The sequence below is a fragment of the Bacillus xiamenensis genome (genome assembly GCF_000300535.1).
Taxonomy (GTDB): Bacteria; Bacillota; Bacilli; order Bacillales; family Bacillaceae; genus Bacillus; species Bacillus xiamenensis.
The window spans coordinates 1-23,113 of record NZ_AMSH01000003.1 but is presented as its reverse complement, the minus strand read 5'-3'; the positions used below and the strand labels follow the sequence as shown (position 1 = coordinate 23,113).

At 41.1% G+C, this 23,113-nt stretch carries 23 protein-coding genes; 12 read left to right on the top strand and 11 right to left on the bottom strand.

The window, feature by feature from the left end:
• Positions 1–184: 184 nt before the first annotated feature.
• The 8 genes from BA1_RS01975 (at position 185) to BA1_RS01940 (ending at position 3,654) form a co-directional block, all read left to right on the top strand.
• Positions 185–1,279 (top strand): CotH kinase family protein, encoded by a 1,095-nt coding sequence (locus BA1_RS01975; RefSeq protein ID WP_008355162.1) that lies wholly within the window; start codon positions 185–187, stop codon positions 1,277–1,279.
• Between the two features lie 122 nt (positions 1,280–1,401).
• Positions 1,402–1,563, top strand: a complete 162-nt coding sequence (locus BA1_RS01970) for an aspartyl-phosphate phosphatase Spo0E family protein (RefSeq protein WP_008355160.1) — start codon at positions 1,402–1,404, stop codon at positions 1,561–1,563.
• A 127-nt stretch (positions 1,564–1,690) separates the two neighbouring features.
• Positions 1,691–1,912, top strand: coding sequence for a spore germination protein (locus BA1_RS01965; RefSeq protein WP_003211745.1), 222 nt, complete (start codon positions 1,691–1,693; stop codon positions 1,910–1,912).
• Between the two features lie 14 nt (positions 1,913–1,926).
• Positions 1,927–2,160: a spore germination protein GerPB gene (locus BA1_RS01960; protein ID WP_008355157.1), complete on the top strand. Its 234-nt coding sequence runs from the start codon at positions 1,927–1,929 to the stop codon at positions 2,158–2,160.
• 31 nt (positions 2,161–2,191) lie between these two features.
• The gene (gene gerPC, locus BA1_RS01955; RefSeq protein WP_008355155.1) at positions 2,192–2,806 is read left to right on the top strand and encodes a spore germination protein GerPC; all 615 of its coding nucleotides are present in this window, start codon (positions 2,192–2,194) and stop codon (positions 2,804–2,806) included.
• Positions 2,803–2,979 (top strand): germination protein GerPD, encoded by a 177-nt coding sequence (locus BA1_RS01950; RefSeq protein WP_003210893.1) that lies wholly within the window; start codon positions 2,803–2,805, stop codon positions 2,977–2,979. The genes gerPC and BA1_RS01950 overlap by 4 nt, the downstream gene beginning before the upstream one ends.
• Entirely contained in the window at positions 2,979–3,413 is a 435-nt protein-coding gene (locus BA1_RS01945; RefSeq protein WP_008355151.1) for a spore germination protein GerPE, read from the top strand. Before BA1_RS01950 ends, BA1_RS01945 begins: the two co-directional genes overlap by 1 nt.
• A 22-nt stretch (positions 3,414–3,435) precedes the next feature.
• Positions 3,436–3,654, top strand: a complete 219-nt coding sequence (locus BA1_RS01940; protein WP_003211468.1) for a spore germination protein — start codon at positions 3,436–3,438, stop codon at positions 3,652–3,654.
• A gap of 47 nt (positions 3,655–3,701) precedes the next feature.
• Here the strand turns inward: BA1_RS01940 and BA1_RS01935 are convergent, their stop codons facing one another.
• Genes BA1_RS01935 through addB form a run of 5 tightly spaced genes read right to left on the bottom strand, consistent with a single transcriptional unit; the run spans position 3,702 to position 15,805 of the window.
• Positions 3,702–4,001: an HNH endonuclease family protein gene (locus BA1_RS01935; RefSeq protein WP_008355148.1), complete on the bottom strand. Its 300-nt coding sequence runs from the start codon at positions 3,999–4,001 to the stop codon at positions 3,702–3,704.
• Positions 4,002–4,019: 18 nt separating this feature from the next.
• On the bottom strand, positions 4,020–7,415 hold the full coding sequence (gene sbcC / locus BA1_RS01930; RefSeq protein ID WP_008355145.1) for an exonuclease subunit SbcC: 3,396 nt from the start codon (positions 7,413–7,415) through the stop codon (positions 4,020–4,022).
• The gene (gene sbcD, locus BA1_RS01925) at positions 7,412–8,587 is read right to left on the bottom strand and encodes an exonuclease subunit SbcD (protein WP_008355143.1); all 1,176 of its coding nucleotides are present in this window, start codon (positions 8,585–8,587) and stop codon (positions 7,412–7,414) included. The genes sbcC and sbcD overlap by 4 nt, the downstream gene beginning before the upstream one ends.
• A 26-nt stretch (positions 8,588–8,613) precedes the next feature.
• Positions 8,614–12,318 carry a helicase-exonuclease AddAB subunit AddA gene (addA, locus tag BA1_RS01920; RefSeq protein WP_008355141.1) on the bottom strand — a complete coding sequence of 1,235 codons (3,705 nt, stop codon included), beginning with the start codon at positions 12,316–12,318 and terminating at the stop codon, positions 8,614–8,616.
• On the bottom strand, positions 12,296–15,805 hold the full coding sequence (gene addB / locus BA1_RS01915; protein ID WP_008355139.1) for a helicase-exonuclease AddAB subunit AddB: 3,510 nt from the start codon (positions 15,803–15,805) through the stop codon (positions 12,296–12,298). Before addB ends, addA begins: the two co-directional genes overlap by 23 nt.
• A 167-nt stretch (positions 15,806–15,972) precedes the next feature.
• Between addB and BA1_RS01910 the strand changes: the two genes are divergently transcribed.
• Positions 15,973–16,419, top strand: coding sequence for a ferritin-like domain-containing protein (locus BA1_RS01910; RefSeq protein WP_008355136.1), 447 nt, complete (start codon positions 15,973–15,975; stop codon positions 16,417–16,419).
• Between the two features lie 195 nt (positions 16,420–16,614).
• Here BA1_RS01910 and BA1_RS01905 read toward each other — a convergent pair whose 3' ends face one another.
• Genes BA1_RS01905 through BA1_RS01895 form a run of 3 tightly spaced genes read right to left on the bottom strand, consistent with a single transcriptional unit; the run spans position 16,615 to position 18,337 of the window.
• On the bottom strand, positions 16,615–17,025 hold the full coding sequence (locus tag BA1_RS01905; protein WP_008355134.1) for a DoxX family protein: 411 nt from the start codon (positions 17,023–17,025) through the stop codon (positions 16,615–16,617).
• A 57-nt stretch (positions 17,026–17,082) separates the two neighbouring features.
• Complete coding sequence (locus BA1_RS01900; RefSeq protein ID WP_008355132.1) at positions 17,083–17,922, bottom strand: M56 family metallopeptidase; 840 nt, start codon at positions 17,920–17,922, stop codon at positions 17,083–17,085.
• On the bottom strand, positions 17,915–18,337 hold the full coding sequence (locus tag BA1_RS01895) for a BlaI/MecI/CopY family transcriptional regulator (RefSeq protein ID WP_008355129.1): 423 nt from the start codon (positions 18,335–18,337) through the stop codon (positions 17,915–17,917). The genes BA1_RS01900 and BA1_RS01895 overlap by 8 nt, the downstream gene beginning before the upstream one ends.
• A gap of 271 nt (positions 18,338–18,608) precedes the next feature.
• Here BA1_RS01895 and BA1_RS01890 point away from each other — a divergent pair, with 271 nt between their 5' ends.
• Entirely contained in the window at positions 18,609–19,754 is a 1,146-nt protein-coding gene (locus tag BA1_RS01890) for an AbrB family transcriptional regulator (protein ID WP_008355127.1), read from the top strand.
• Between the two features lie 37 nt (positions 19,755–19,791).
• On the opposite strand, the gene lepB is transcribed toward BA1_RS01890, so the two are convergent.
• Complete coding sequence (lepB, locus tag BA1_RS01885; RefSeq protein ID WP_008355125.1) at positions 19,792–20,304, bottom strand: signal peptidase I; 513 nt, start codon at positions 20,302–20,304, stop codon at positions 19,792–19,794.
• Entirely contained in the window at positions 20,304–20,921 is a 618-nt protein-coding gene (locus tag BA1_RS01880) for a TVP38/TMEM64 family protein (RefSeq protein WP_008355124.1), read from the bottom strand. The genes lepB and BA1_RS01880 overlap by 1 nt, the downstream gene beginning before the upstream one ends.
• 157 nt (positions 20,922–21,078) lie before the next feature.
• Between BA1_RS01880 and BA1_RS01875 the strand changes: the two genes are divergently transcribed.
• Together BA1_RS01875 and BA1_RS01870 are read left to right on the top strand one after the other, a co-directional pair.
• Positions 21,079–21,441 (top strand): YhjD family protein, encoded by a 363-nt coding sequence (locus BA1_RS01875; RefSeq protein ID WP_008355122.1) that lies wholly within the window; start codon positions 21,079–21,081, stop codon positions 21,439–21,441.
• 88 nt (positions 21,442–21,529) lie between these two features.
• Complete coding sequence (locus BA1_RS01870; protein WP_232532167.1) at positions 21,530–21,961, top strand: enoyl-CoA hydratase; 432 nt, start codon at positions 21,530–21,532, stop codon at positions 21,959–21,961.
• Positions 21,962–22,001: 40 nt separating this feature from the next.
• On the opposite strand, the gene BA1_RS01865 is transcribed toward BA1_RS01870, so the two are convergent.
• Entirely contained in the window at positions 22,002–22,961 is a 960-nt protein-coding gene (locus BA1_RS01865) for an LCP family protein (protein WP_008355118.1), read from the bottom strand.
• Positions 22,962–23,113: the final 152 nt, after the last annotated feature.

Sequence of the window (23,113 nt, the reverse complement as noted above, 5' to 3'; positions counted from 1 at the left end):
TCTGTGCTCTGACAAAACAAACAGACAAAGCTGTTTATCTTCTCTGCTTTATGTTACGAGAGTCGATAGACAAGTGTTCTTGGCGAATGCCTCTTTCTTAGAAAACTCCATGAATACCTATCAGCAGGTACAGGACATTCCTTCATTTTCATATAGTGAAGCAGATATAGGAGGGTGATGACACATGGACACAGAACCTTTAAAACAACTGGATATCTGGATTCATCCAAAGGATCTCATGGAATTAAAAAAGGACGTATGGAACGATGAGCCCGTTGAGGGCATTCTCAAAACCGGTCAAACGAAGTCACATATTTATGCCTCATACCGCGGATCACACATTCGAAAGCTCAAGAAAAAGTCCTATCAAATTGAATATAGGAAACCAAAGCAAAGACAAGGCGAGTCCCTTTTTCACTTAAATGCAGAGTACAATGATCCTTCTCTTATCCGAAACAGGCTGTCTTTTTATTTCTTCGAACAATTGGGGGTGTTAAGCCCTGCCGCTTCTCATGTGTTTCTAACCATCAATGGAAGAAAAGAAGGCATTTATTTAAAAATAGAATCCGTGGATGAACGATTCCTCCAAAAACGACAATTACATGGAGGCGGTATTTATTATGCAGTAGATGATGACGCCAATTTCTCTCTTTTGAGTTCGTTTGATAAAAAGCCAAAAAAACATCTTCTTCTCGGATACGAGAAAAAAACGGGAACACCTCAACACGACAAAGAGCTGAACGAGTTTATTTACTTTCTGAACACAGCAAAAGACGACACATTTGCAGAAAAAATTGAGCAGTACCTTGATGTGACACAATATTTCCGTTGGCTCATTGGTGTGGTGTGCACCCAGAACTTTGATGGATTTGTTCATAACTATGCTCTTTATGTGAATGACGAGGGGCGATGTCAAGTGCTCCCTTGGGATTATGATGCGACATGGGGTCGTGATATTCACGGAGAAGAAATGGCGTTTGATTATATCCCCATTAGCGGCTTTAATACATTAACCGCTAGATTGCTAGATATTCCTTCGTTTAAAAGAACCTATTATGCTCTTTTTCAGCACGTACTGGATACACACTTTTTAGAAAACCGCCTCTGTCCCGTCATTGAGAAATGGCATGCAGCTATTGAAAAGCGAATCGGGGATGATCCATATACGAAAGATCGAAAAGACATGCTGCATTCAGAGCGAGAATTAATCCGGCAGTATATCAACAAAAGACGACGTTATTTACAAGCTGAGATGAAAAAAGAGACATCTCGCATGTAAAGGTGCTTTCGAATTTTGTCACTTTACTTCTCATATTGACGAAACAGCTTTTTTTATAGAAAAATAGGGTATAATAACCATATCCTTCTATTTGATAAAAAATGTGAGAGTTGGCGTCCGTTATGATCAATTATGAAATTGAACAGAAAAGATTACATTTAATTGAGACTGCGAAAAAATTCGGTATGAATGCAGAAGAAACCATCAGGTGCAGTCAAGAACTTGACACACTATTAAATAAAGGCATCAAATACACCTCTAAAGAATGCTCGAATAAAGGCTAAACCATACACTTCATTCCTCTTATCAATAGTCTTCAAAAAGACAATCACACATTAAAAGACCCATCATAAGCTATGGTGAAACGCCCAAAAACGAAGTGCCCTATTTCTATAAAGGATGTGCACCGCTATGCCGGCTATTGTTGGAGCCTTTAAAGTAAATGCCGTCGGAACGAGCGGAGTCGTTCATGTTGGAGACTGCATCACCATTTCTCCAAATAGTCAGGTTAAAACCTTTGCTGGCGCAGGCAGTTTTAACACTGGTGATCAATTACGTATTAGCAACTATAAAAGTGTGACAAATACGTATGATAGTGATGTCATTGATCAACCGCTTGTTGGTAACTTGTAAGGAGTGAGAATCCGTTGAACTTCTATATTAATCAAGCGATACAAATTAATTACTTACGTGTGGAGTCTGTGAGTAACTCATCTGTTCTGCAAATTGGAAGTGCTGGATCAATCAAGGCACTCTCCAACCTGTATAACACCGGCAGCTACGTAGAAGCAGCACCTGCTGCAGCAGGCACACAAGGAATTGAAGAATCTCAAGGCGCAAGCACAGCACCGTTTGTACCGCTTCAGTCACCAACATCTTAAGTTCATCTGCAATCCCCGGAGGTGTATGCATATGTATGACTATCAAAATAACGCTTCACAAATGTATGGCATCATTCAAAAGCAAACACAACAAATCATGATGCTTGAAAAAAGGCTTAACGAGCTTCAGCAGGAAATGCAACTGATCAAAGATAAACCGACAACAACGATTGAACGGATTGATTATCAATTTGATCAACTGAAAATCGAGCGGCTGGAAGGCACATTAAATATCGGCCTCAATCCATCTGATCCAAACAGTGTTCAAAATTTTGAAGTGGGCCAAACAACAACCCCGGGAATTGGAATGATGCAGCAAGAAATGGCTGATCAATTTTTCAATCAAACACGCCAGCTTGTCGATGCCTTCTTAAATGAAGAAGCGCCAGAACTTCTTGAAGAACTCGAGCAGCGATATGAAGGCTCGCTTGATGAAAGCAACAAGCACCATATCATTGAAGACATTCGAAAGCAAATAGACAGCAGAATCAAATACTATGCGGGACAGCTGCCACACCGGGAAGATATGACCCCTTTGCAGCGATCAGAGCAAATTGCTGAATATGTGAAGCATGATGTAAAACGGGCGATTGAGCACTTTTTAGCCCATATTCCAAGTGAAACGAAAGGAGAGGAAAACGGATGAATTTCACAGTCGTCAACCGCAACATCGAAACCGGAAGTATTAAAGTAGTCGGGGTATCGTCCTCTTCCCTATTCATTATTGGGGATACAGACCACGTACAATTGTCATCGATTTTCGATACACCGCCAGAATCACTGATTATTGGCCCGTTTGTTCCTCTAGCACCTCGATAATGATTAAACGAACATCTCAAGTAAAGTTCACGAAGGTGAATTCTGTCGGGATTTCGAGTGTTGTTCAAATTGGTGATACACAGGCGCTATGCCCAAACGTTAAGGTATTAGCTGTTCAACGAACGATTAGTTTGTTTTATGGCAATGAAGCAGAAAACTTGGATGCAAAAGAATTTGAAGTGTATTTTGAGCCAATACCATTGATGCTACCAGAAAGATCGGTTAGAACGGCCTTTTATCATGAAAAGCCTCTCATTAAAGTATCGTCAATACATGTAGAAGGGGTGTCTTCCTCCTCTATCTATCAAATTGGCTCTACGTGTGGAATGAATGGCATTGCGCGAGTGAAGCATATTCGAGAGTTATTTAGTAACGACGACGAAAATCCGCCAAACTCACAATTGGACCTCCCTGCGCATATGATGGTGATATGACTTCGAATAAAGGATGTCGATTATGCCAGCAATTGTCGGACCCATTTACATTAACTCGATTTCTGGGGGCGTCGTAAACGTCGGTGACTCATTTTATCTTTCGCCTAAAAGTTCGTCAAAATCTGCTTTAGGCTCTGGAGCGGGGAATACCGGAGATTTCTTGATTTTAAATAATGGCATTAGCGCAACCAACTATGTGGATCCTGACTTAAATGATCAGAATATGGTAGGCAATGCATAAAGCGGCTCCTCTACATCCATTTCATTTAGAGGAGTGCTTTTTTATGCTTATTTCTTTCTGCGTTGTCTCGATTTTTTTGTTTTGACCAGCTTGCTTGCCGGCTGTTTTCGAATCCATTTGATGTACGGAATGAGCTTTTCATCTTGTCTTAGTGCATCAAGCGTGTTCAAACGTGCGGCAAGCTCCTGGTTTGTATAAAGAGCATGAACTTGTTTATGGCAAGGGATGCACAGGAAGGCAGTCGGTAGAAATGCCCCACCTTCTTCTCTTGGCGTTAAGTGATGTTCCGTCAGTACGACATCTTGTCTTCCGCACAGCTCACATAATCCAATTGATTGCTTTGCCATCCTGACATCACCTCAGCTTCACATTAATTCCATTGATACCGTTGTCCCTTTCCCGCTTGGGTCTGCTGGATGGACAATCAGTTTCTTTGGCAATCTCATCTTTAATTCTTCCACATGGCTGATCACGCCAACGGCTAAATTTTGAGACTGCAGTTTCTCCAATGCCGTAATCACCGTATCTAACAAGTCTTGATCGAGTGTACCAAACCCTTCATCAAGGAAGAAGAATTGCAGCGGGAACTCACCTCTCAGCTGAATTTGCGCTGACAGAGCAAGTGCAAGCGCTAAAGAAGTCAGGAAGGTTTCTCCCCCAGACAAGCTGGATACTGGACGTCTGACGCCTCCATTGGCATCATCACGCATGACAAAACCGCCCTCTGAGTCGACTTCAATGGCATACCTTTGTCTTGTCAAAATCCCAAGACGGTGAGAAGCATCTCGGCTGACACTCTCTAGCTGTTCTTCTGCTAAGAACTCAACAAACGTATTTCCTTTAAACACGGTTTGAAGCTTATCCAGCCGGTCAATTTCTTGCTGCAGTTCTTCAAGACGTTCATGAATACTTGCAAAGCGCTGGTGGTTTGCTTCAATCACACGCAGCTGCTCCTGTGCAGAACCACTCCTTGCTGTCGCTTCTTCAAGTTCTTTTTCTGCAGCTTCTTTTCTTAATTGAACGTCTTTCCACTGGTCTTCATCTAGCGACTCACCTTTTAACAGGTCAGAAATTCGCTTTAAGTTTGCTGCACATTGCTTTCTTTTATCCTCAAATTCCTCAATTTCTCGTTTGACTGTATCACGTACAGATCGATCCATTAAAGCAGGTTCTATCTCCTGCGGCAGATCAAAAGGAGCAGGCTCTGTTTCTTTTTGCCATGCTGCCTCAGCTTCTTGTTTTCGCCGGTTAGCCTCTTGGAGTTGACGTTGACTGCTTGAGAAATGGCTTTGCGCGTCACTAAATAATTGCTGCGCATGCTTTAATTGCTCGTACGATTGCTGTTCTTTTTCATTTAGATGAGCAAGAGATTGTTGAACCTCGATCAGTTCATCAGAAATAGAAGCAGCTTTTAAAGGATATCGCTGTAAATCAGTGTCGTATTGATGGATCAGGTGCTGCTGATTTTCTATCTGATGAGATAGCTTATCCAGCTCCTTTTCTAGCTCGTATATGGCTGTATGCAGCTGCTCTTTTACTTGCTGTTTCTCTTCTAAAAATGAAATACTTTTCTCAATACGCTCCTGATAACCTTCCGCTTGCTGATCCTTTTCATCTATTTGTTTTTGCATTTCCTGCACTTGGTTGATTGTTAAGTGCGGGAAGGCTTGCTCAAATTGTGTCGTTTGCTCTGAAAGCTCAGATCGAAGCTCTTTGATCAGCATTTCTAATTCTTGAATGCGCTGCTGCTCAAATGTCAGCTGCTCTTTTACTTTGTTCATCTCTGCGGCTTGATCATGAGTGACGTCCATTAAACGAGCTCGTTTGCTTTCGATTGCTTGAATATCTTGTTTCATGCCTTTCCATTCTTGAATCAGATGATGCAAGGACTGCGGGTTTTGTACTGCTTCTACTGCTGCAGCGACTTCCGAATCAGGGGCTTTTTGAGACAAAAAGGAGAACTGTTTGACTAATTGATTGGCATGCGTTTCTAGCAGCTGCTTTGCAGCATACATGTCTCTAGCATATTCCTCTGCCAGCTTGAGCTCTTTGTCCATTTTTAGAATCACTTCATCAATTTGTGCAACAGTTTCATCATGATCATTGTCTATCACAGCCTGTGGATCATGATGAATCGATCCACAAACAGGACATGGTTCACCGTCTACTAGCTCTGCCGCTAATTCTTTTCTTAATTCTGCCGCTCTTACAGCATCACGCTGTTTTAATTTTTCTTGTTTTAGGTTCTGTTCTCTTTTACTCCACTCTGTCAGACCCCGTTCGAATTCGCATACGTAAAAATAAAATTGTTCAATGGCTTGAAACGATTGATCTATTTTTTCATAATGGTCTTTTTGCTGTTTTTGAAGCTTTTCATACGATTGTGCTGCCTGTGATGACCGCTGTTTTAGCTCCTCAACCTTTTGTTCTTCCTTTTGAATGCTCAAATTGATTCTTTGAACATTTTCACTGAAACGCAGTGCATCCTGTACATTTTTCCGCTCTTTTACAGAGACTTGTAATTGTTCCAGCTCGTGCTTCAGCTGCGTTTGTTTCGCAAGTGCCCGCTCTAACAGAGATTGTAGGTTCTCTGCTTCTGCTTTTTTTTGGGTCAATTGCTGCGCTTTTTCATTGTTTTGCTGCTCTAGTCCTGCTTTTTCCTGAAGAGCTGCTTCTTTTTTTCGTTCAATTTCCTTTAATTGAATGAGCTGCTCTTTCTTCTGGAGAAGCTCTGGCTCAGTTTCTATTTTCTTTTGCCGCGCCTGCTCATACTCCTGCGTCATTTGATCATAGATCGTTCGTTGATGAAGTAAATGCTTTTCTGCTTCCTGCTTCTCTGTCAGCGCTTGAGCAAGCTGCTTTTCAGCCTTTGTTAATGCATCCGCGTAGGGCTTTAAAGCCTCTGCCTGCTCCGCAATGCTTAGTTGATTCTTTTTCTCTTCCATCACGGGTGCCAGCTGATCGAGTTTGTTTAGTTCCGTCCCATATGCTTCTCGTTCCTGTTGATACTGCCAGATGGATTGCGCCTTTGTAAAAGCAGTGAACGCTTCGTCCCTCGTTTGTTTCTTCTCATGAAAAACGGCCTTTGCCTGCTCAGCCGCTTCTTTTGCTTTCGCTAATGCCTCTGGCCCAGCATCTCCTAGTCCAGTCAGTTCAGCCAGCAGTTCATTTTTCTGTCCATAATGATTCTGGGCCTTTGCACGTAAACGCTTGACAAGCTGATCACCATATTTTTCTAGATTAAACAGACGCTGAAGCATTTGGCGTCTGTCGGCTCCTTTCAATGAAAGGAATTCTGCAAACTTCCCTTGAGGTAAAACAACCGCTCTCGTAAAATCATCAATTGTTAATCCAAGCAATTCTTCTATTTTACGATTGACCTCACTCGCTTTATCTGCAAGAACTGTCTGGGTGTCACCAATTTCAATCAAACGGCATAATGTCGTTCTGACCTTCATTTCATCTGCCCGTTTGAAGGCACGTTCAACTTTATAAGAAATGTGATGCTCCTTTTGCAAAGCGAACGTAAAAGAAACTGACAGCTTTTCTTCAGCTTGATTCAAAATACCATGCGTATTATTTAATGCACGTTCGACCTTGCCGTAGAGTGCTAGTGTCATGGCATCTAAAATGGACGACTTTCCGCTTCCTGTTGGCCCAAAGATGCCAAACACACCTGCATCACATAAGGAGCTAAAGTCAATGGTTTGCTCTTCTCTGAAGCTATGAAGTCCTTTAATGGTTAGCGTAATCGGCTTCAATTCGCTTCCTCCTCTTGCATGTCATTGGCAAGCTCTAAAAACAGCTTGACGGTTTTTTCATCTGGCAGACCGCCGCCTGTCTGGCGTTCATAAAATTTCACGAACCGCTCTTCGATCGAGAGCTTTTCCACTTGTTTTTGTTCTTCCATTCGCTGTAGTTCTTTAAACTTCGGTCTAATGTGGACAAATCCACTATGCTGTTTTCTAAGCTGATGGATTTGTTCAATCGACAACTGGTCTGTTAAATGAATCTCTAAATCAATCCAGGCATGAAGATCCCGCTTTTCATCCAGCCAACCGTGTACTTGGCTCAATCCCTCAACTGCCTTCCACTTCACAAGTGGTTTGCCGCTTGATAAAAACACTTCTTTCCAGCTTGCTGTTTCATTAGGCTTTGCATCTACAATGGTTACTGATTTGGCATAGCCTGCTTCTGAAAAGCTGTATGCAAGCGGAGATCCAGAATAGCGGGCAATCGTTTTGGCACGTTTAATGGTTTGCGGGCGATGCAAATGACCAAGTGCGACATAACAAGCCGCTTCAGGCAGACTTTCGGCGGCAACGGTATATGCTCCTCCCACTTCAATCGGCCTTTCTGAATCTGTTTGACTTCCTCCTGCCACATAAATATGGCTTGTTGCGATATTGACCGTATCAGCCTCGAATTGACGACTTAAATGTTGAAACGCTTGTTGTATTTTTAAGTTGTAATGATCACGAAGCAGTTTCTCTTCAAATGTTTCAGCCAGCACCTCGTTTAGCCTCGCCTCGGATGGATAAGCTAGTGCTGCAATAGATAAACGTTCACTTGCAGAAGGAACATCGACACGAATGATGTCATTTACCGGATAGCCAATTAAATGAATCCCCTGTTCATTTGTTAAAGGGGATGCAGCTGATAAACGATCTGGATTATCATGATTGCCTGAGATCACCACAACCTGACGCTTTCCTTTATCAGATAATGCAGACAGACTTTCATAAAAAAGCTGTTCTGCTCGAGCAGGCGGATTCACTGTATCAAAGGCATCACCAGCCATCACAATGACATCAATTTGTTCATCCTTAACGATTTGATACAATTCATCTAAAAACTCAGCCTGCTCTTCAAGCCGGCTTCGGCCTTCAAGGGTTTTCCCTAGATGCCAATCCGCTGTATGCAGAATCCTCATGTGATTCACCTCTCATTCCAGTACATTTATAAAGAAATTTCTAAATTCCCATCAAAGAAATAGAGGATTTTCTCCTCTAATGTTCTGCTTGTTAAACGTTCTACCGCTCTTGCATACAACGCTATTTGTGTTTCATAGCGTTTTTTCAACATCGCTTTCGTTTCCTCTAGTCCGCCTGAGAATCTGCCACTCACTCTATCCGTTTTATAATCAAGTAAATAGAGCTTACCATCTGCTTCAAATAAACAATCAATCATTCCTTGAATCAGCACAGGTTCACCCTCTACCTCAATGTGGCTGTATACCTCTTTAACAGGTAAAACCATACTAAACGACACTTCTCGTTTCACCCAGTCCGCTTTCCGCAGTTTTTGACCAATAGAAGTAGAAAAGAAGGCAGCAATTCCTTCTCGATTGATGGAATGGATTTGCTCATCTGTTAGTAAGTCTCGCGCTTTTAAGAAATCGAGCAGTTCTTGTATACGAGATTCATCATAGGCCTCAGCTGAATGAAGCGGAATATGCTGCATCACCGTATGCATCGCTGTACCTTGCTCTGCGGCAGTGAGTGTTTTTTTCTTCATAAAAGCCGGCCTGTCATACAATGTCGCACGCGGTTTTCGAATAGAAGAAGGCACACTGTATTCATCCTGGATTTCTTTCATCCTTTTTATCTCTGAAACCGACTGCTTTGTACCGACTTGAGAGGCCGCTAAATATGGATATCGCCATGAAAGTCTTTCTTTTACTTCCTCTTCATAATCGCCATACCCTTCAACAGGCACACCTTCCATTAATGCTTGCATCACTTCGTCTTGCTTCTTCTTTTCAAGTGACACATCCTCTTTTAGAAGATCGGAGGCTTGATGAAATGTGATGGTAAATGATGATGGATGCGAAAGAACGACATCTCTTGATTCCTCTAAAATAGGCTTCATTGATTGGTGACGAATGAGGGCAGGTCCAATAAAATCTAAGTATGTTTTGGCTTGATAACGTTCAAAATCAGGGAGGAGCCACTCTTCTCCGTTTGCGGCATTTTGCCATTTGCTTAAAGCTTTCACCTGATTTTTGACAGAACCGACCAAAAATAATTTTTCCTTAGCCCTTGTAAGCGCCACATATAGAACCCTCAGCTCTTCAGATAATAACTCTTTTCTCATCTTTTTTTTCATCGCTACAAGCGGTAATGTCGTATAACTAATTCTCAGCTCAGGGTGAATATATTTGCTGCCAAAGCCTAGTTCTTTATCAAGCAAGTAGGACTGATTTAGGTCCATCATATTAAAATTCCTGCCAAGCCCTGCGGTAAACACAACTGGGAATTCGAGTCCTTTACTGCTATGAATCGTCATCATACGGACAACGTCCTCTGTTTCACTGAACGTTTTCGCCGCCCCAAGATCATCTCCACGCTCCTGCATTCGTTCGATAAACCGAAGAAATCGAAACAGCCCTCTAAATGCAGCCTTCTCATACTGTTTGGCTCGATCATAAAGAGCACGGAGATTCGCCTGTCTCTGCTTCCCCCCTGGCATCCCGCCAACATAATCCAGATAATGTGTATCACGGTACACTTCCCAAATTAATTCTGCTACCGAATGAGTCATGGAGAAATCACGCCATTTACGCAGCAGGAAGAAGAATTGCTCCAGTTTTTTGCATGTCGGATGATCAGAATGCGTCACACTCATAAATGCCTTTACAGCATCATAATAAGTGCCTTTTTTATCACTCGTTCTAATGAGTGCCAGCTCATTTTCGTCTAAATGAACAATAGGTGACCTTAAGACAGCTGCAAGCGGGATATCTTGATATGGATTATCGATTACTTTTAACAAAGAAAGAACGACAGATACCTCTGTAGCTTCAAAATAGCCGGAGGAAAGATTCGCATAAACAGGGATTCCCTGCTTCTTCAACTCCTCCATCATTTGCGGTGCCCACGGCATAGACCTTAGCAAAATCACGATATCTCGATACTGCAAGTTGCGGCTTATTTTTTGTTTTGCATCATACACTTGAAAAGGTTGTTCCACCAATTCTTTTATTTTCCTTGCAATCACCCTCGCCTCAAATTGTACGGTCTCCAGTTCTTCTCGTTCTTCATCACTTTCTGCTTCGTGTTGATCTAGGTGTACAAGGAGCATTTCTGTCGTTGTGTCTTCGCTTTGCGGATAACTCGCTCCAAGCTTTAATTCAGCTTGTTCATCATATTCAATTTCTCCAACAGTTTCTCCCATCAGCTGTTTGAACAGAAAGTTTGTACTGTCTAAAACATCAGACCGGCTGCGGAAGTTTTTGTTTAAATCAATTCTTTTCCCTGTATCTTTGCTGTCTCTTTTAAAGTGTTTATATTTATTTAAAAAGAGCATCGGCTCAGCAAGTCTAAAGCGATAAATAGACTGCTTCACATCACCAACCATAAAGAGATTCCCTTCTGCAGGACGTTCCCCTTTAGATACAAGCTTTAAAATCGTTTCTTGGACAAGGTTTGTATCTTGGTATTCATCAACGAGCACTTCTTCAAATTGCTGTTGATAGTATTTGGCTGCTTCTGTTTCAATTAGATGTCCTTCCGCATCCTGCTTTGCTAAGATGCGTAAACAATAATGCTCTAAATCCGAAAAGTCTACGATTGATTTCTCTTGTTTTGCTCTTTCGAAACGCTCTCCAAATTGGATGACAAGTTCCACAAGTGTTTCTACAACTGGCTTCATTTCAGCCAAGCTTTTTAGATGCTGCTGAGGACTGCGCATAAAGTATTCATCTTTTAGCTTTTCTAATTGTTTTTTGGCTTGATTGCGTGCATCTGTAGCTTTTTCTACGAGAACAGGGTCATAGTCGTCCCCTTTACACGTCTTTAGCCTTTTAAAATTGATGTTCGGTACGAGCTCATAAAGTTTCTCAAAATCATCTTGATTTGTGATTAATTCATTCACTTGCTCTAAATCATCTATAAAATTCTCTGCTCTCGGTGCTGGGCCGCCCGGCTCTTTTGATAGGGTCAGAGCTTGTTCAAGCAGTTCCTGACAGCTTCTTAAAACGAGAGAAAGATCCTCTTTTATATAAGGGTAAAATGGTAATTCTTCTACTTTTGTTTGTGCATCCACATCATAGAGAGATAGGAATGCCCGCATCCATTGTTCAGGCGATGGATGCGATCTAGAAAACTCATATATTCTTTTTACAAGCCATTGAAGATCTAAATCATGACGATCTGATGTGTAACGGTCAACCAGTTCAAAGAATGCTGGCTTTCCAGCCTTATACTCATCCTCAAACAGCTCATCTAACACTTCGTCTCCTAATAATTCTCCTTCTGTTTGGTCGGCTAAACGAAAGCCTGGATCAAGGTCAATCTCATAATAAAAGGTACGGAGAACTTGTAAACAAAAGGAGTGCAAGGTAGAAATATTGGCACGATTCATGAGGGACAGCTGTCTTCTTATATGAAGTGACCCAGGATTTTTGGATAATTCCTTTTCAAGGGCTTCAGTGATCCGGTGCTTCATTTCTGCCGCAGATGCATTCGTAAAAGTCACAACGAGCAGGCGATCCACATCAATTGGCTGCTCTGGCCGGGTCATTTTTCGAATCAGCCGTTCAACCAAGACAGCCGTTTTTCCTGACCCTGCCGCCGCAGCAACAAGAATATCTTGTCCTTCTGAAACGATGGCTTCCCATTGATCATCCGTCCAAGTACTGTTATTCGGTTTTGGTATTTGCATACTGATCCCCTTCTTTTTTGATCCGGTCTATCATGACATCATCCTTTTCAGATGTAAGCACCCTAAATTCATTATCCTCTATTGATTCATCAAACTGACAAATAGACTTAAAGGAGCAAAAGCGGCAAGGTGTTTGATCCTTCAATTTATATGGATTGATCTCTACCTCACCGTTTGTAATTTTCTCCCCTGCCTCTTCAAAAGTACGCCGAACGTGTTTTGTGAGAATATGAAAATGCTCTTCACTTAATACCGCAGAGTCAGACCGGAAAGACCCATCCTTTTTCAAACCGGCTTGGATGACTTGCGACCTTCCTGATTCAAGCGTTTGATCCATCAGCTTCACAGCTTCTACGTCTTCGAGCAATAGACCCTTCATTTTAAATTTCTTGAAGATTTCCTGTTCAATTTCATCCTCTGCCAGCGGAATAGGCGCTTGAATGAGAGGATCATGAATATGGAAGTATAAAATTCCTGCCGGTGTCGCCTCCATGCCTAGCCACTCTTTAGAATAAGTAATGGTCAGGTCTAAGTAAGTGAGCATCTGCAGCGCCAAACCATAGTATACTTCTGCTAGATCCAGCCCCTTTTCGCTAGACTTATAGTCGACAATTCTTAAAAGCAGTCCTTTTGAACCTTCTGCTTTATCCACTCGGTCAATCCTTCCGACCAGCTCCATCGTGCAGCCATTTTTTAATTGAAAAGTAAATGGCGGCAGAGGGCCTTGACCTCCAAATCCTAATTCAAGTCCAACCGGAGAGAATCCGCTCACTTTGGCATGTTCGCTTAATATAGAAGAAACTCTTATGAGGATTTTTTGAAGTTTTTCTTTCATATAAGCATGCCGGTTCGAGCTTAATAGAATTTCCTTTTGCAAACGCGGAGCCAGCTGTTCAATTGCATGTCTTGAGTAGGACACACAATCTTCCTTCGTTAAGTTTTTCCATTCCTTTTTTTGTTCAACAAGTGTATCTGAAATATGCTTTAACGCCGAGTGAAACAGCTGACCGATATCCGGTGCTTCCAATTTGTAAAATTGGCGATCTTTTAGTTTTAACCCGTGTGAAGCAAAATGAGAAAATGCACACGCATTGAATTTCTCCATTCTCGAAACACTGCCTTGAATATGATCACCATAAAGCTCTTTTGTGACGTTTGGTTTTAATCGCTTCGCTCTATTTGTGAAAAACAAACTTGACATGATCTTTTTTGATACATCACGATTAGGCGACGTCATTAAATCATTATATACACTCCACCATACACCGCTGATGGGATATTGATTAAGCCATTGCTGCAGCTGTGAGACGGTATAGGATAACGAGACATGCTCGTTTGCTACAAATTTTAATTGTTCCTGATCATCCAGTTGCTCTGGATCTAACACATAAAGCGCATGCTGGTGATGTGGCATCAGTTCTTGGCAATACTTGATGAGCGTCGAAGGCAAAAGAGATCGCCCTTCCGTATCTGAAGCTGAATAGGATAAATAGAGATGGCGGGATGGGCTGGATAACGCCTGGTAAATTAAAAACTGCTCATCCAGCAGCCGTTCCTTTCCTGTCTCTGCCAGCTCTGCTCCTGCACGCTTTAACCATTCCCGGTCATCCTCAGACAATACACTTTCATCAGAAGGCCGCGCAGGGATTACGCCATCATTTACGCCAATGATAAATGTGCACTTCACTTGATACATTCTGGATAAATCCATACTTCCTACAAATACTTGATCAAGTGAAGGTGGAATCAAAGCGAACTTTAGAGATGCCAATCCTGTATCCATCATCTGTTGGAATAATGGAAAGGAAAGCTCCTCCTCGCCGAGCATTTCAACAAATTCATCCATTAATTGAATCACAGCATCCCATACTTGCCCGTGCTGCATCGCTTCAGCCTGCCTGCCTGCTTCTTCAGCCTCAAGTCTTGCCTTTTCAAGCTTATCCGGTACTTGTATTTCTTCTAAAAAGACATAGAGAGCCTCCACCATGTCTCTCACCTTTTGCGCTTTTGTCAATCTTTTTTGCAACTGAAAAAGAGGAGGAACAATCCAGTCTTTTACGTCATTTAGCATTTGTTCCATTTCAATTTCTTGATCTGTTTGTCCAAAATCTTCATCTAATGATTGAAATCGCCTGTAATGAAAACGAGAGCCGTTTGTCCAGCGTTCTCCCTTTACACCATAAGCAATACAATAGTTTTCTAGCTGATCTGCCTGTTCTCTTGCTTTGTTTTTGGCGAGTTCGAGCGGAAATAGGAACTCTGTTTTCACACAGCGAAACACCGCTTCATACCGCCAGTTCCCTTTTATGACATCGAGGCTTGAACGAATCAATTCAATGAGCGGATGATACTGCATTGATTCATTTCCATCAATAAAAAAAGGAATATCGTAATCTCGAAACACCTCTTTTAACGTATCTTTATAGTCGTCAACATGCCTTGCCACAATTGAGATGTCACGCAGCCTAAGCCCTTCCTCTCTCACTAAATCAAGAATATCTCTCGCTACTCCCTCAATTTCAGCTCGTTTGTTTGCGCTTTTTGACACGGTGAGATGAGGCGTTTCTTCTTGATAAGGCTGAAGCGGTCTTTGTTCATACTGGTTTTCTAAATAAGCAAGATCTGGTGCATGAAGATGCCGCTTATTTCTCTCCAACATGTGTTCAGAAATGGACGCTCCACACTCTTTGGCAAGCTGATAAAGCTGAAAATATGTTTTACCGGTCATCCGAAATAAATCAAGTTCATTTGGCTGTGTCTCATGATATGGACGATCCACTGTGAAAGCAGCCGTTATTTTTGCTGCATGGAGCAGAAGCTGTTCAATGACTAGGAGCTGCTGCGGGGTAAACTGGTAAAAACCATCTATATAAATGTGTGCTCCTTTTAATTCCTCAGATAATGGAATTTGCTGTGCCAGAAGTGTCAAGTAGTCCTCTGAATGCACATATTCATCTTGTAAATACTGCTCCATCTGCTGATAAAGAACATGCAGATCATGCAGCTTTTCGGCAGCCCGTCTTTCTTCTGTATACTCTGAATGCAAGCTGGATACTGATATTTTTTCAATATCCTCCGGCATCATGCAGTACCTTTTAAATTCAGCCATCGTCTTTTCTATTTGCTCAACAAATCCCGGCTTATCACTCGCTTTTTTGAATACTTTAAACTTGTCTTTCTGCTCTTCAATCACCTTTCTTAAGAGCATCTGAATTCCCGTGCTAGTGACAAATTGCCGGTTCGCTCCGCCAGTCTGCTGTAAAACAGACCAAGCAAGACGAGTAAAACTAAAGACTTTGGCTCTGATCATACCACCAGCGTCAGACGTTTTTGCAAGCTCATATTCCATTAAAAATGTCATTTGATCCGGGACTAAAAAAATGATGGGCGGACCCAGCGGATCAAGCCTAAGTTGTTCTTTGATCTCTTCTAAGATTGCAGTCGTTTTTCCACTCCCCGATCTGCCTGCTAAAAACTGAATCTCCACGTTCCACAACACCTTTCTTATGTACTCATATTCTAGCGAAAATAAAAGTAAATAGCTATTTTCCTCTCACCTTCCCTTTCTCCTTCCTCATTGAAAAGAAATAGGCACCTTTCCCAACTCCTTTCATATCATAAACCATCATGATCTAAAAGGAGGCTGGCAATATCATGTATTACGGTTATTATGACTACTCACCATATGACATGCGCCAAAACACAAGGATCATTTCAGACCTTGAGAAGGCCATCAATGGCGAATATTCTGCGATCCAATGCTACGAAAAACTTGCCCAAAAAGCCAAAAACCCTGAGGCGAAAAAAATCATTCAAGAAATACGTCAGGATGAAGTCAGACACTATCAGCTATTTTCAAAGCTATACTATTCTTTAACTGGTAAAAACCACAAACCAAGCGTAACAGAACCTTGTCCAGATCAATTTAGAGAAGGTCTCGTTTTTGCCTTTAAAGACGAACAGAAAACAGTCGATTTTTACTTAACGGTATCAGACTATGTCCGCGATCAAGGAACAAAAGAATTGATGAAACGTATCGCTCAAGATGAACAGCAGCATGCTGTGTGGTTTCTCTATCTTTTAACGCACCATGTTTCTTAGTTAGTCTTATTTTAATAGGAGATCGTATGTTCCGTCAAAAATTGAAAATGTCTTTTTGCTCATTCAATATGTGAAATAGAGTGCTGTCATCTACGAAATGTCTCTCCTTTTTCACTTTTTCCAACAAGAAAAAGTGCATTTGACCAATAAAAAAACTCCTCTGCCACAAATAGCAGAAGGAGTTTTTTAGATCTTTTAATGAAAATTTGCTTCTTTGCTTTGCTGCTGATGCTTTAGCAATCCATCAATTGACAGCATCTTACTGCCGCTAAGTGTCAAGTAAAGCGCCATAACCAATAACGCAAGTTCAAATTCATAACCGCCCACAAATCCTTTTGGAAAACCAACTGTGATAATCGCCACAGCCATAATCGGTACAAATAAAGCGGCGAAAATACGTGTCCCTAAACCTAAAATCAGGGCGATTCCACCGACAAGCTCAATTGTCTTTACAACATAGGCCATAAATTCCGGTACACCGATTTGACCAAAAAATGCAGCTGTGCCTCCTAGACCTCCTTGATATGCCTGAAGCCCGTGTATAAAGAAAATAATACCTAAGATCACGCGTACGAAAAGTGTTCCTATTTCTTGATTTGATTTCATATAGTGATTTCCTCCTGTTTTTACACTACATAATGTAATGTTAATTAGTAAAAAAAATTAGTAATTTAGGTTAAGCATAATCATTAAGACCAACATGAGGATGGCTGATGTCACGATTGGAATGAGTGGTACATTGAATGGGATATTGTATGTTGGGTTTAAGATCTTTTGTATTCTTAAATTCAACGCTCGATCTCCAAAGGACACCGCAAACTTCGTTTGTTTTTGAAACTTTGTTCTATTTTTAATGAGTTTCAAAAGGGCTTGTCCTACTCCAAGCTCAGTGCCTGTCTGCTGAATGGCATAATCATCTGCAATCACTTCACGAAAAACGGAGTAGCTTTGTCTCATATGCTTCAATACTGGAATATACCAAATCACTTTTGTGAGCATTGAAAAAGCGAAAGCCTTTAAAGGGTCATAGCTGTATTTATGGTGCAATTCATGATGAACAACCGCATCAATTTCCTCTTCATCAAGCATGCTCATAAGACCTGTTGATACGTAAACCTTTGGGTGAAGCATTCCCATTGCGAAAGCAAGCGGTTCTCGGCAATGAAATACAATGATGTCATTTTCATACTTCTCTGATAGACATTTCGTCGATGGTTGATCGACTGCCATCATCATATTGCTTTTGAAATGCATATACTTTCTGATCTGCTTCGTCATATAGAAAACGGCAAAACCTAATGTATATAGAACCAAAGCATCCAGAAAATATTTTAAAGGAGTGAATCCATAGAATTCGAGAACAGACTGGCATACATGGATCAGATTATATGCTTGATTCCAGCCAAAAAAGCCTGAGAGCAAGTAATAACCCATCTGATAAAAAATCGCTAAACCAATCAATATACCACCCAAAAACAGCAGTCTCGATTTCATTTTAATCATGCCGCTTCTCCTCTTTTTTTGATGCAAGCCTTGCTTCAAGCACTTTAAGTAATTCAGGATCAGCACTTTCAATCGCGTCCACCATATGATTCACTGCCAAAGGACCGAAATCATCCATCAGACCTTGTGTAATCCATTTCGTTTGCTCATTTAAAAATTCTTCTTTTGTTAAAATAGGATTATAGATAGAAGAACGTCCTTTTGTTTTCTTTTCCACGATTCCTTTTTCGGTTAAGCGATTCAGTACAGTCATGACCGTGTTGAAATTAATCGGCTTCTCATCTGACAGCTTCTGCTGGACTTCTTTAATCGGCATATCCTCACCTTGATAAAGGATCTCCATAATCCTTCCTTCTAAAGGACCGAAAAAACGGTTCAATCCCTTTTCGTTATATTTAAAAGAAGGAATTTTCATGTCATCACCTCACACTAAGTAGTGTAGTGTAATTGAAAATGATAGTCAACTGATAACAAAAATAGGGGAAAATCGTTGTGTATTGCCTCTGCTTTTGGTAAAAATTATATACTTATTTATACAAAAACAATCTTTTTGTATTTAAACTATAAGGTAATCTTATGAAAATGCTAAAAAAATTCGTATTTTATTTATAAAGATTTTTGTATTATAGTGAACATATCAACATTTCACTTACTGAACAAAGATATAGGAAGAAGGTTTACATTTGATGAAACAAGGAAACAGCCTTCGAACCGATCTCATTCTGATTGCGATAAGCGGTTTAGGAGGATTTCTTTTGTCTTTAACAGGGATGTCTATTGGCTGGATGGTTGGTACTTTAATCACAGCTTCGTTTATGGCAATGCGCCGCCCCACCCTGTTTCAGCGCAAAGGATACAACACCTTACGTATTCACAGCAGATGGCTACTCCTTGGTCAATTCATTCTTGGAATCGAACTAGGGCAGAAAATGAACATGAAAGTCCTTCACATTTTCGCTGAAAATTGGCTTCCAGTGAGTTTCATGCTTGTCTTTTCTATTTTATTAGCCATGCTCTCCGGGTTTGTCTTATGGAAGCTGAGCAAAACAGATATGCTGACCAGCTTTGTTGGTACTGCCCCCGGCGGTTTATCCGCTATGCCGGGAATTGCCCAAGAGGTTGGAGCAAATACAGCTGTAGTGAGTCTTGTCCAAACGATACGTGTTTTAATGGTTGTACTCACCATTCCATTTACAGTGTTTTATTTAAATACAAAAAGCCAATCAGATGCGGCCGCAGCAGTACAAGGCAGCGCCTTTTCATCAGGCGTGTTCACACTGTCAAACATCTCGTGGACAGCTGCTCTCATTTTAGGTGCTTGGCTTATGTCACGTCTAGCCGTTCGTCTTCATTTTCCTGCCCCTTGGCTCATTGGCAGTATGCTAAGTGTCGCAGCACTTCAAGTAGGTGCAGGTGCCTTGATTGGTCATGATTTGATTCCTTACTGGCCAGCCCAAGCGAACATTGCGTCACAGGTATTTCTAGGGGCAACCATCGGTTCAAAAATGAATAAACAAATGTTTGTCGGACTAAAAAACACCTTGATTGTGGCCATCGTCAGCTCAGCCGGACTGATTGCTGCAACTGTTCTTAGTTCAATTGCGATTGCAGAGATCACAGGGATTTCTGTCATTACGGCCATTCTTGCTTTTTCGCCTGGCGGTATTGCAGAAATGGCGACAACAGCAGTCACACTCCATGAGGATTCCACCTTTGTTGTTGCTGTACAAGTCGTTAGAATTATTTTGGTGATCGCCATGTTGCCACCATTTTTTCGTTTCTTACATCATTTTTGGGCAAAAAGACAGACTGATTATAAAGCCGCCAAATAAAAAAGAGACGCTCTGCTTATGCAAAGCGCCTCTTTTTTTATTCATGTTGATGCCTTTTTACACCGACTACTTGATCCTTTGAGATGGTTCCAAAATGCCGGCTGTCAAAGCTATGTATTCGGTTATCTCCGATCACGAAGTAATGATTATCTTGTATCCTATGATGGCCTGTAATGGCTTTTAGCTGAAAATCACCTGTCAGGACGTTGCCCATTTTATGATTTTTCTGCTCTTTTAAATATGGCTCTTTCCATTTCGCACCATCAACAAATAGCTGATCGTCTTCATACTTGAGCGTTTCCCCTGGCAGTCCAATGACCCGTTTGATCAAAATTTGATTTTTAGGCCCATGAAAGAGAACGTAATCAAACCGGTTAATTTTCGTGAGTTTTGGTGAGAACTTGTTGATTAATAATTCTGTCCCATCTGTAAATGTCGGGTCCATACTAACCCCTTCTACTTTGTACGTGACAAACATGAAATTCTTTACTTGGAACAATAAGACGATGCATGTAATAATCATCAACCACAGAAATGGCTTCTTTTTCATTAAGAGCCTCCTTTGTCCTCACGCTGACTCATCCGAATGTTCAACCTATTTTCTACTCTCTTTCCAACATACCATAATAAAGCGATGACTAGAACTGCAAAAACACTTCTTAACGGATTCTTTACCAAAGACGAAAGATCATAGCCAATAAAACTAATCATTAAGAGCATGACACACTTACCTGATAAAGCGGCTAATGAAAATTGCCAGATGCTAATTCTTGATAGTCCTGCTACTACATTGACGGCAGCAGAAGGGGTGAAAGGAAAGCAAAGTAAAATAAAAAGCGGGCCAAACCCCCGTTTTTCCACCCAAAGCATCAGCTTTTTAATGGAAGGGTGTCTGCTGATAAAGTTCAGCATTCTCATCTGTCCAAATTTTCTGATCAGTAAAAAGACAAGAATAGATCCTGCACTTGCACCAATCCAGGTCAATAAAAAGCCTTCCCATAGCCCGAAGGCATTTGCATTTGCCACAGCAAACGCAACGAGGGGTAAAAATGGCAGAAATGCTTCTATTAAAGGAAGCAATATGGCCACAATTGGGCCAAAGGCCTTGTAGCTCTCAAAAAATGATGTGATATGTTCATGAGTAAATATGGAAAGAAATGATGGCAACTTGTTTGACTCCTTCAAGGTTTGTCTATCTTTCATTTTACATGGAAAGCATAAAAATATACAAATGAATCCCTCTCCTTCCCCTTGAGATTTTTAGACTCATCCGATATAATAAATAAGAACAAATGTTCTATTCATAAAGAAAGCAGGCATGGACATGACAAGACTATCAAGTGTACAGCTTCAGATGATGGAACAGGCCATCTTTCTTCCAATGGTCATCTCCATCCTCAACCGTGACTTGACGCACCTCAAAAAACATCAAACATTTAAACTAAATGAACCATATATTCAGCTTGTCACATCTTCATTAAAAGAAGCACAAACAGCTCTTTATCAATTGAAACAGCATTTACGTCAAGAAAAAATGAAAGTACAGCAAATTGAACACGATGAAGGTTTTACGACATATTTATTTATGATGAATGGTTATGAAGAAAAGCATAAATATTTTAATCCACGTATACGTCATCGTGTAGAGGAAATGCTCACCCAATATTTTCTCCATCAAGAAAAATAAATGTGGTTATATTTTACATTCGAAAAGGAACTCTCCAATTTTTGGCGAATTGATAAACATACCAAAAATTAGGAGGAATTGCATAGTGATGAAAAAAATAGCAGCACTCACTTTAGCAGCAGGGTTACTTGTGCCAAGCACAGTTTCTGCATTAGAACCAGTGCAAACAGGAAAACAAGAAGCAGCAGCATCTACACAATTTACAAGTGTGGCCTATACAACGGTTTCTATCGTTGGAAAACGAGTGAAGTTTGAAGTGAAGGCACTCGAGAATCCTTTTAACACAACTTACTATAATCGAATTGCTTGGACGAGTAATGACGAGGAGCCGAGTGTATTCAATGACAATATTCTATCGGTCATTGTCGCTAAAAAAACCGGACAGTCTTATCAAGTCTTTTCATACGAAACACTCACTGCGGTGAAGGACAAGATTGAATCCGGCGAAAAAGTATATGGCTGGGCGCTTGCTTTAAATGGCGTGTGGTACCCAACGATGCCTGCAACCCTCTACTATTAAAAGACAAAAAGCCTGCCACTGCGGCAGGCTTCTTCATGATTTATGATAATTCAAGCTGCTTTCTCAGCTCTTGTCTGACTTCTTCTAACCCAGCTCCATCTAACTCAAAGTAGTACACATTCCCAGGCTGATAATCATGCCCCTTTAACTGAAGAGTATCCACTGATTTCAATGAACTTAGTAAAGGGTAAAGACCGATAAACTGCTTCATGGATAAATTAGTGGAGACGTTATCACCAAGTGTATCAATGATGTTGTCATATGACGGTATGGAAGAAATGGATTTTGATTTTTCAAAGATGGCTTGAAGTGCCTCCATTTGGCGCTTTCCGCGCATGAGATCACTATCTGCCTTTCTCGTTCTCACAAACGCTAATGCTTCTTCACCGCTGAGTGTTTGTGTGCCTGTTTCCACATGAACTTTTCCTTTTGAATCCTTTTCCATTTGTTTTGCAATGCCCTCATCTTCAATCGTCACATCAATTCCATTTAGCTCATCGACAATGTCTTGAAACGCCTTAAAGTTCCCTGAAATCACATAGTCTACGGGAATGTTCAACAGATTCTCTACCGTTTTGACTGATAAATCTGCACTGCCAAACGCATGAGCATGAGCAATTTTATCATAGCCTCTTCCCGGTATATCTACATAAGAATCACGAGGAATACTAAGAAGCTTGATCGTTTTCTCTGTTCGATTCACCGCCGCAAGTAAGACCGCATCACTTCTTGCTTCGTCTACCGTTTCACCTGGACGGCTGTCAATCCCTAAGAGGAGCACCGAAAAGCTATCTTTTCCTGGATCAAAAGCTTTCACACGCTTTTGCGAGGTCTCTCCTCTTTCTAATGATACTTGCGCTTTATTCGACGCTTTTGAAATTTTATAGTATGCGTATCCTGTCACAGATACCGCCATTACCATGACAAATGCCATGATAAACAGCACGACTTTCACCCAAGGTCTTAGCCTTCTTCTTTTTGCTCTTGTTTTTTCCTTCATCCTTTCCGAACCCTCACTCTATCTTAGTCTAGCAATGTAGGTTCCACTATAACATATTTTAACGAAAGTTTCCTGCACGCAACATATTTTTATGAATCCACAATAAAAAAGCCGCTCGATAGGGACTGACCCCCGTTTTTGAGACAGGGATC

Coding starts and splice junctions, on each gene's coding strand:
- BA1_RS01975 (WP_008355162.1), top strand. CDS start 185: ATGGACACAGAACCTTTAAAACAACTGGATATCTGGATTCATCCAAAG.
- BA1_RS01935 (WP_008355148.1), bottom strand. CDS start 4,001: ATGGCAAAGCAATCAATTGGATTATGTGAGCTGTGCGGAAGACAAGAT.
- BA1_RS01970 (WP_008355160.1), top strand. CDS start 1,402: ATGATCAATTATGAAATTGAACAGAAAAGATTACATTTAATTGAGACT.
- BA1_RS01890 (WP_008355127.1), top strand. CDS start 18,609: ATGAAACAAGGAAACAGCCTTCGAACCGATCTCATTCTGATTGCGATA.
- BA1_RS01900 (WP_008355132.1), bottom strand. CDS start 17,922: ATGATTAAAATGAAATCGAGACTGCTGTTTTTGGGTGGTATATTGATT.
- BA1_RS01865 (WP_008355118.1), bottom strand. CDS start 22,961: ATGAAGGAAAAAACAAGAGCAAAAAGAAGAAGGCTAAGACCTTGGGTG.
- BA1_RS01895 (WP_008355129.1), bottom strand. CDS start 18,337: ATGAAAATTCCTTCTTTTAAATATAACGAAAAGGGATTGAACCGTTTT.
- BA1_RS01965 (WP_003211745.1), top strand. CDS start 1,691: ATGCCGGCTATTGTTGGAGCCTTTAAAGTAAATGCCGTCGGAACGAGC.
- BA1_RS01870 (WP_232532167.1), top strand. CDS start 21,530: ATGAAAAAAATAGCAGCACTCACTTTAGCAGCAGGGTTACTTGTGCCA.
- BA1_RS01910 (WP_008355136.1), top strand. CDS start 15,973: ATGTATTACGGTTATTATGACTACTCACCATATGACATGCGCCAAAAC.
- gerPC (WP_008355155.1), top strand. CDS start 2,192: ATGTATGACTATCAAAATAACGCTTCACAAATGTATGGCATCATTCAA.
- BA1_RS01945 (WP_008355151.1), top strand. CDS start 2,979: ATGATTAAACGAACATCTCAAGTAAAGTTCACGAAGGTGAATTCTGTC.
- addA (WP_008355141.1), bottom strand. CDS start 12,318: ATGCAAATACCAAAACCGAATAACAGTACTTGGACGGATGATCAATGG.
- lepB (WP_008355125.1), bottom strand. CDS start 20,304: ATGAAAAAGAAGCCATTTCTGTGGTTGATGATTATTACATGCATCGTC.
- sbcD (WP_008355143.1), bottom strand. CDS start 8,587: ATGAGGATTCTGCATACAGCGGATTGGCATCTAGGGAAAACCCTTGAA.
- BA1_RS01905 (WP_008355134.1), bottom strand. CDS start 17,025: ATGAAATCAAATCAAGAAATAGGAACACTTTTCGTACGCGTGATCTTA.
- BA1_RS01940 (WP_003211468.1), top strand. CDS start 3,436: ATGCCAGCAATTGTCGGACCCATTTACATTAACTCGATTTCTGGGGGC.
- BA1_RS01875 (WP_008355122.1), top strand. CDS start 21,079: ATGACAAGACTATCAAGTGTACAGCTTCAGATGATGGAACAGGCCATC.
- BA1_RS01950 (WP_003210893.1), top strand. CDS start 2,803: ATGAATTTCACAGTCGTCAACCGCAACATCGAAACCGGAAGTATTAAA.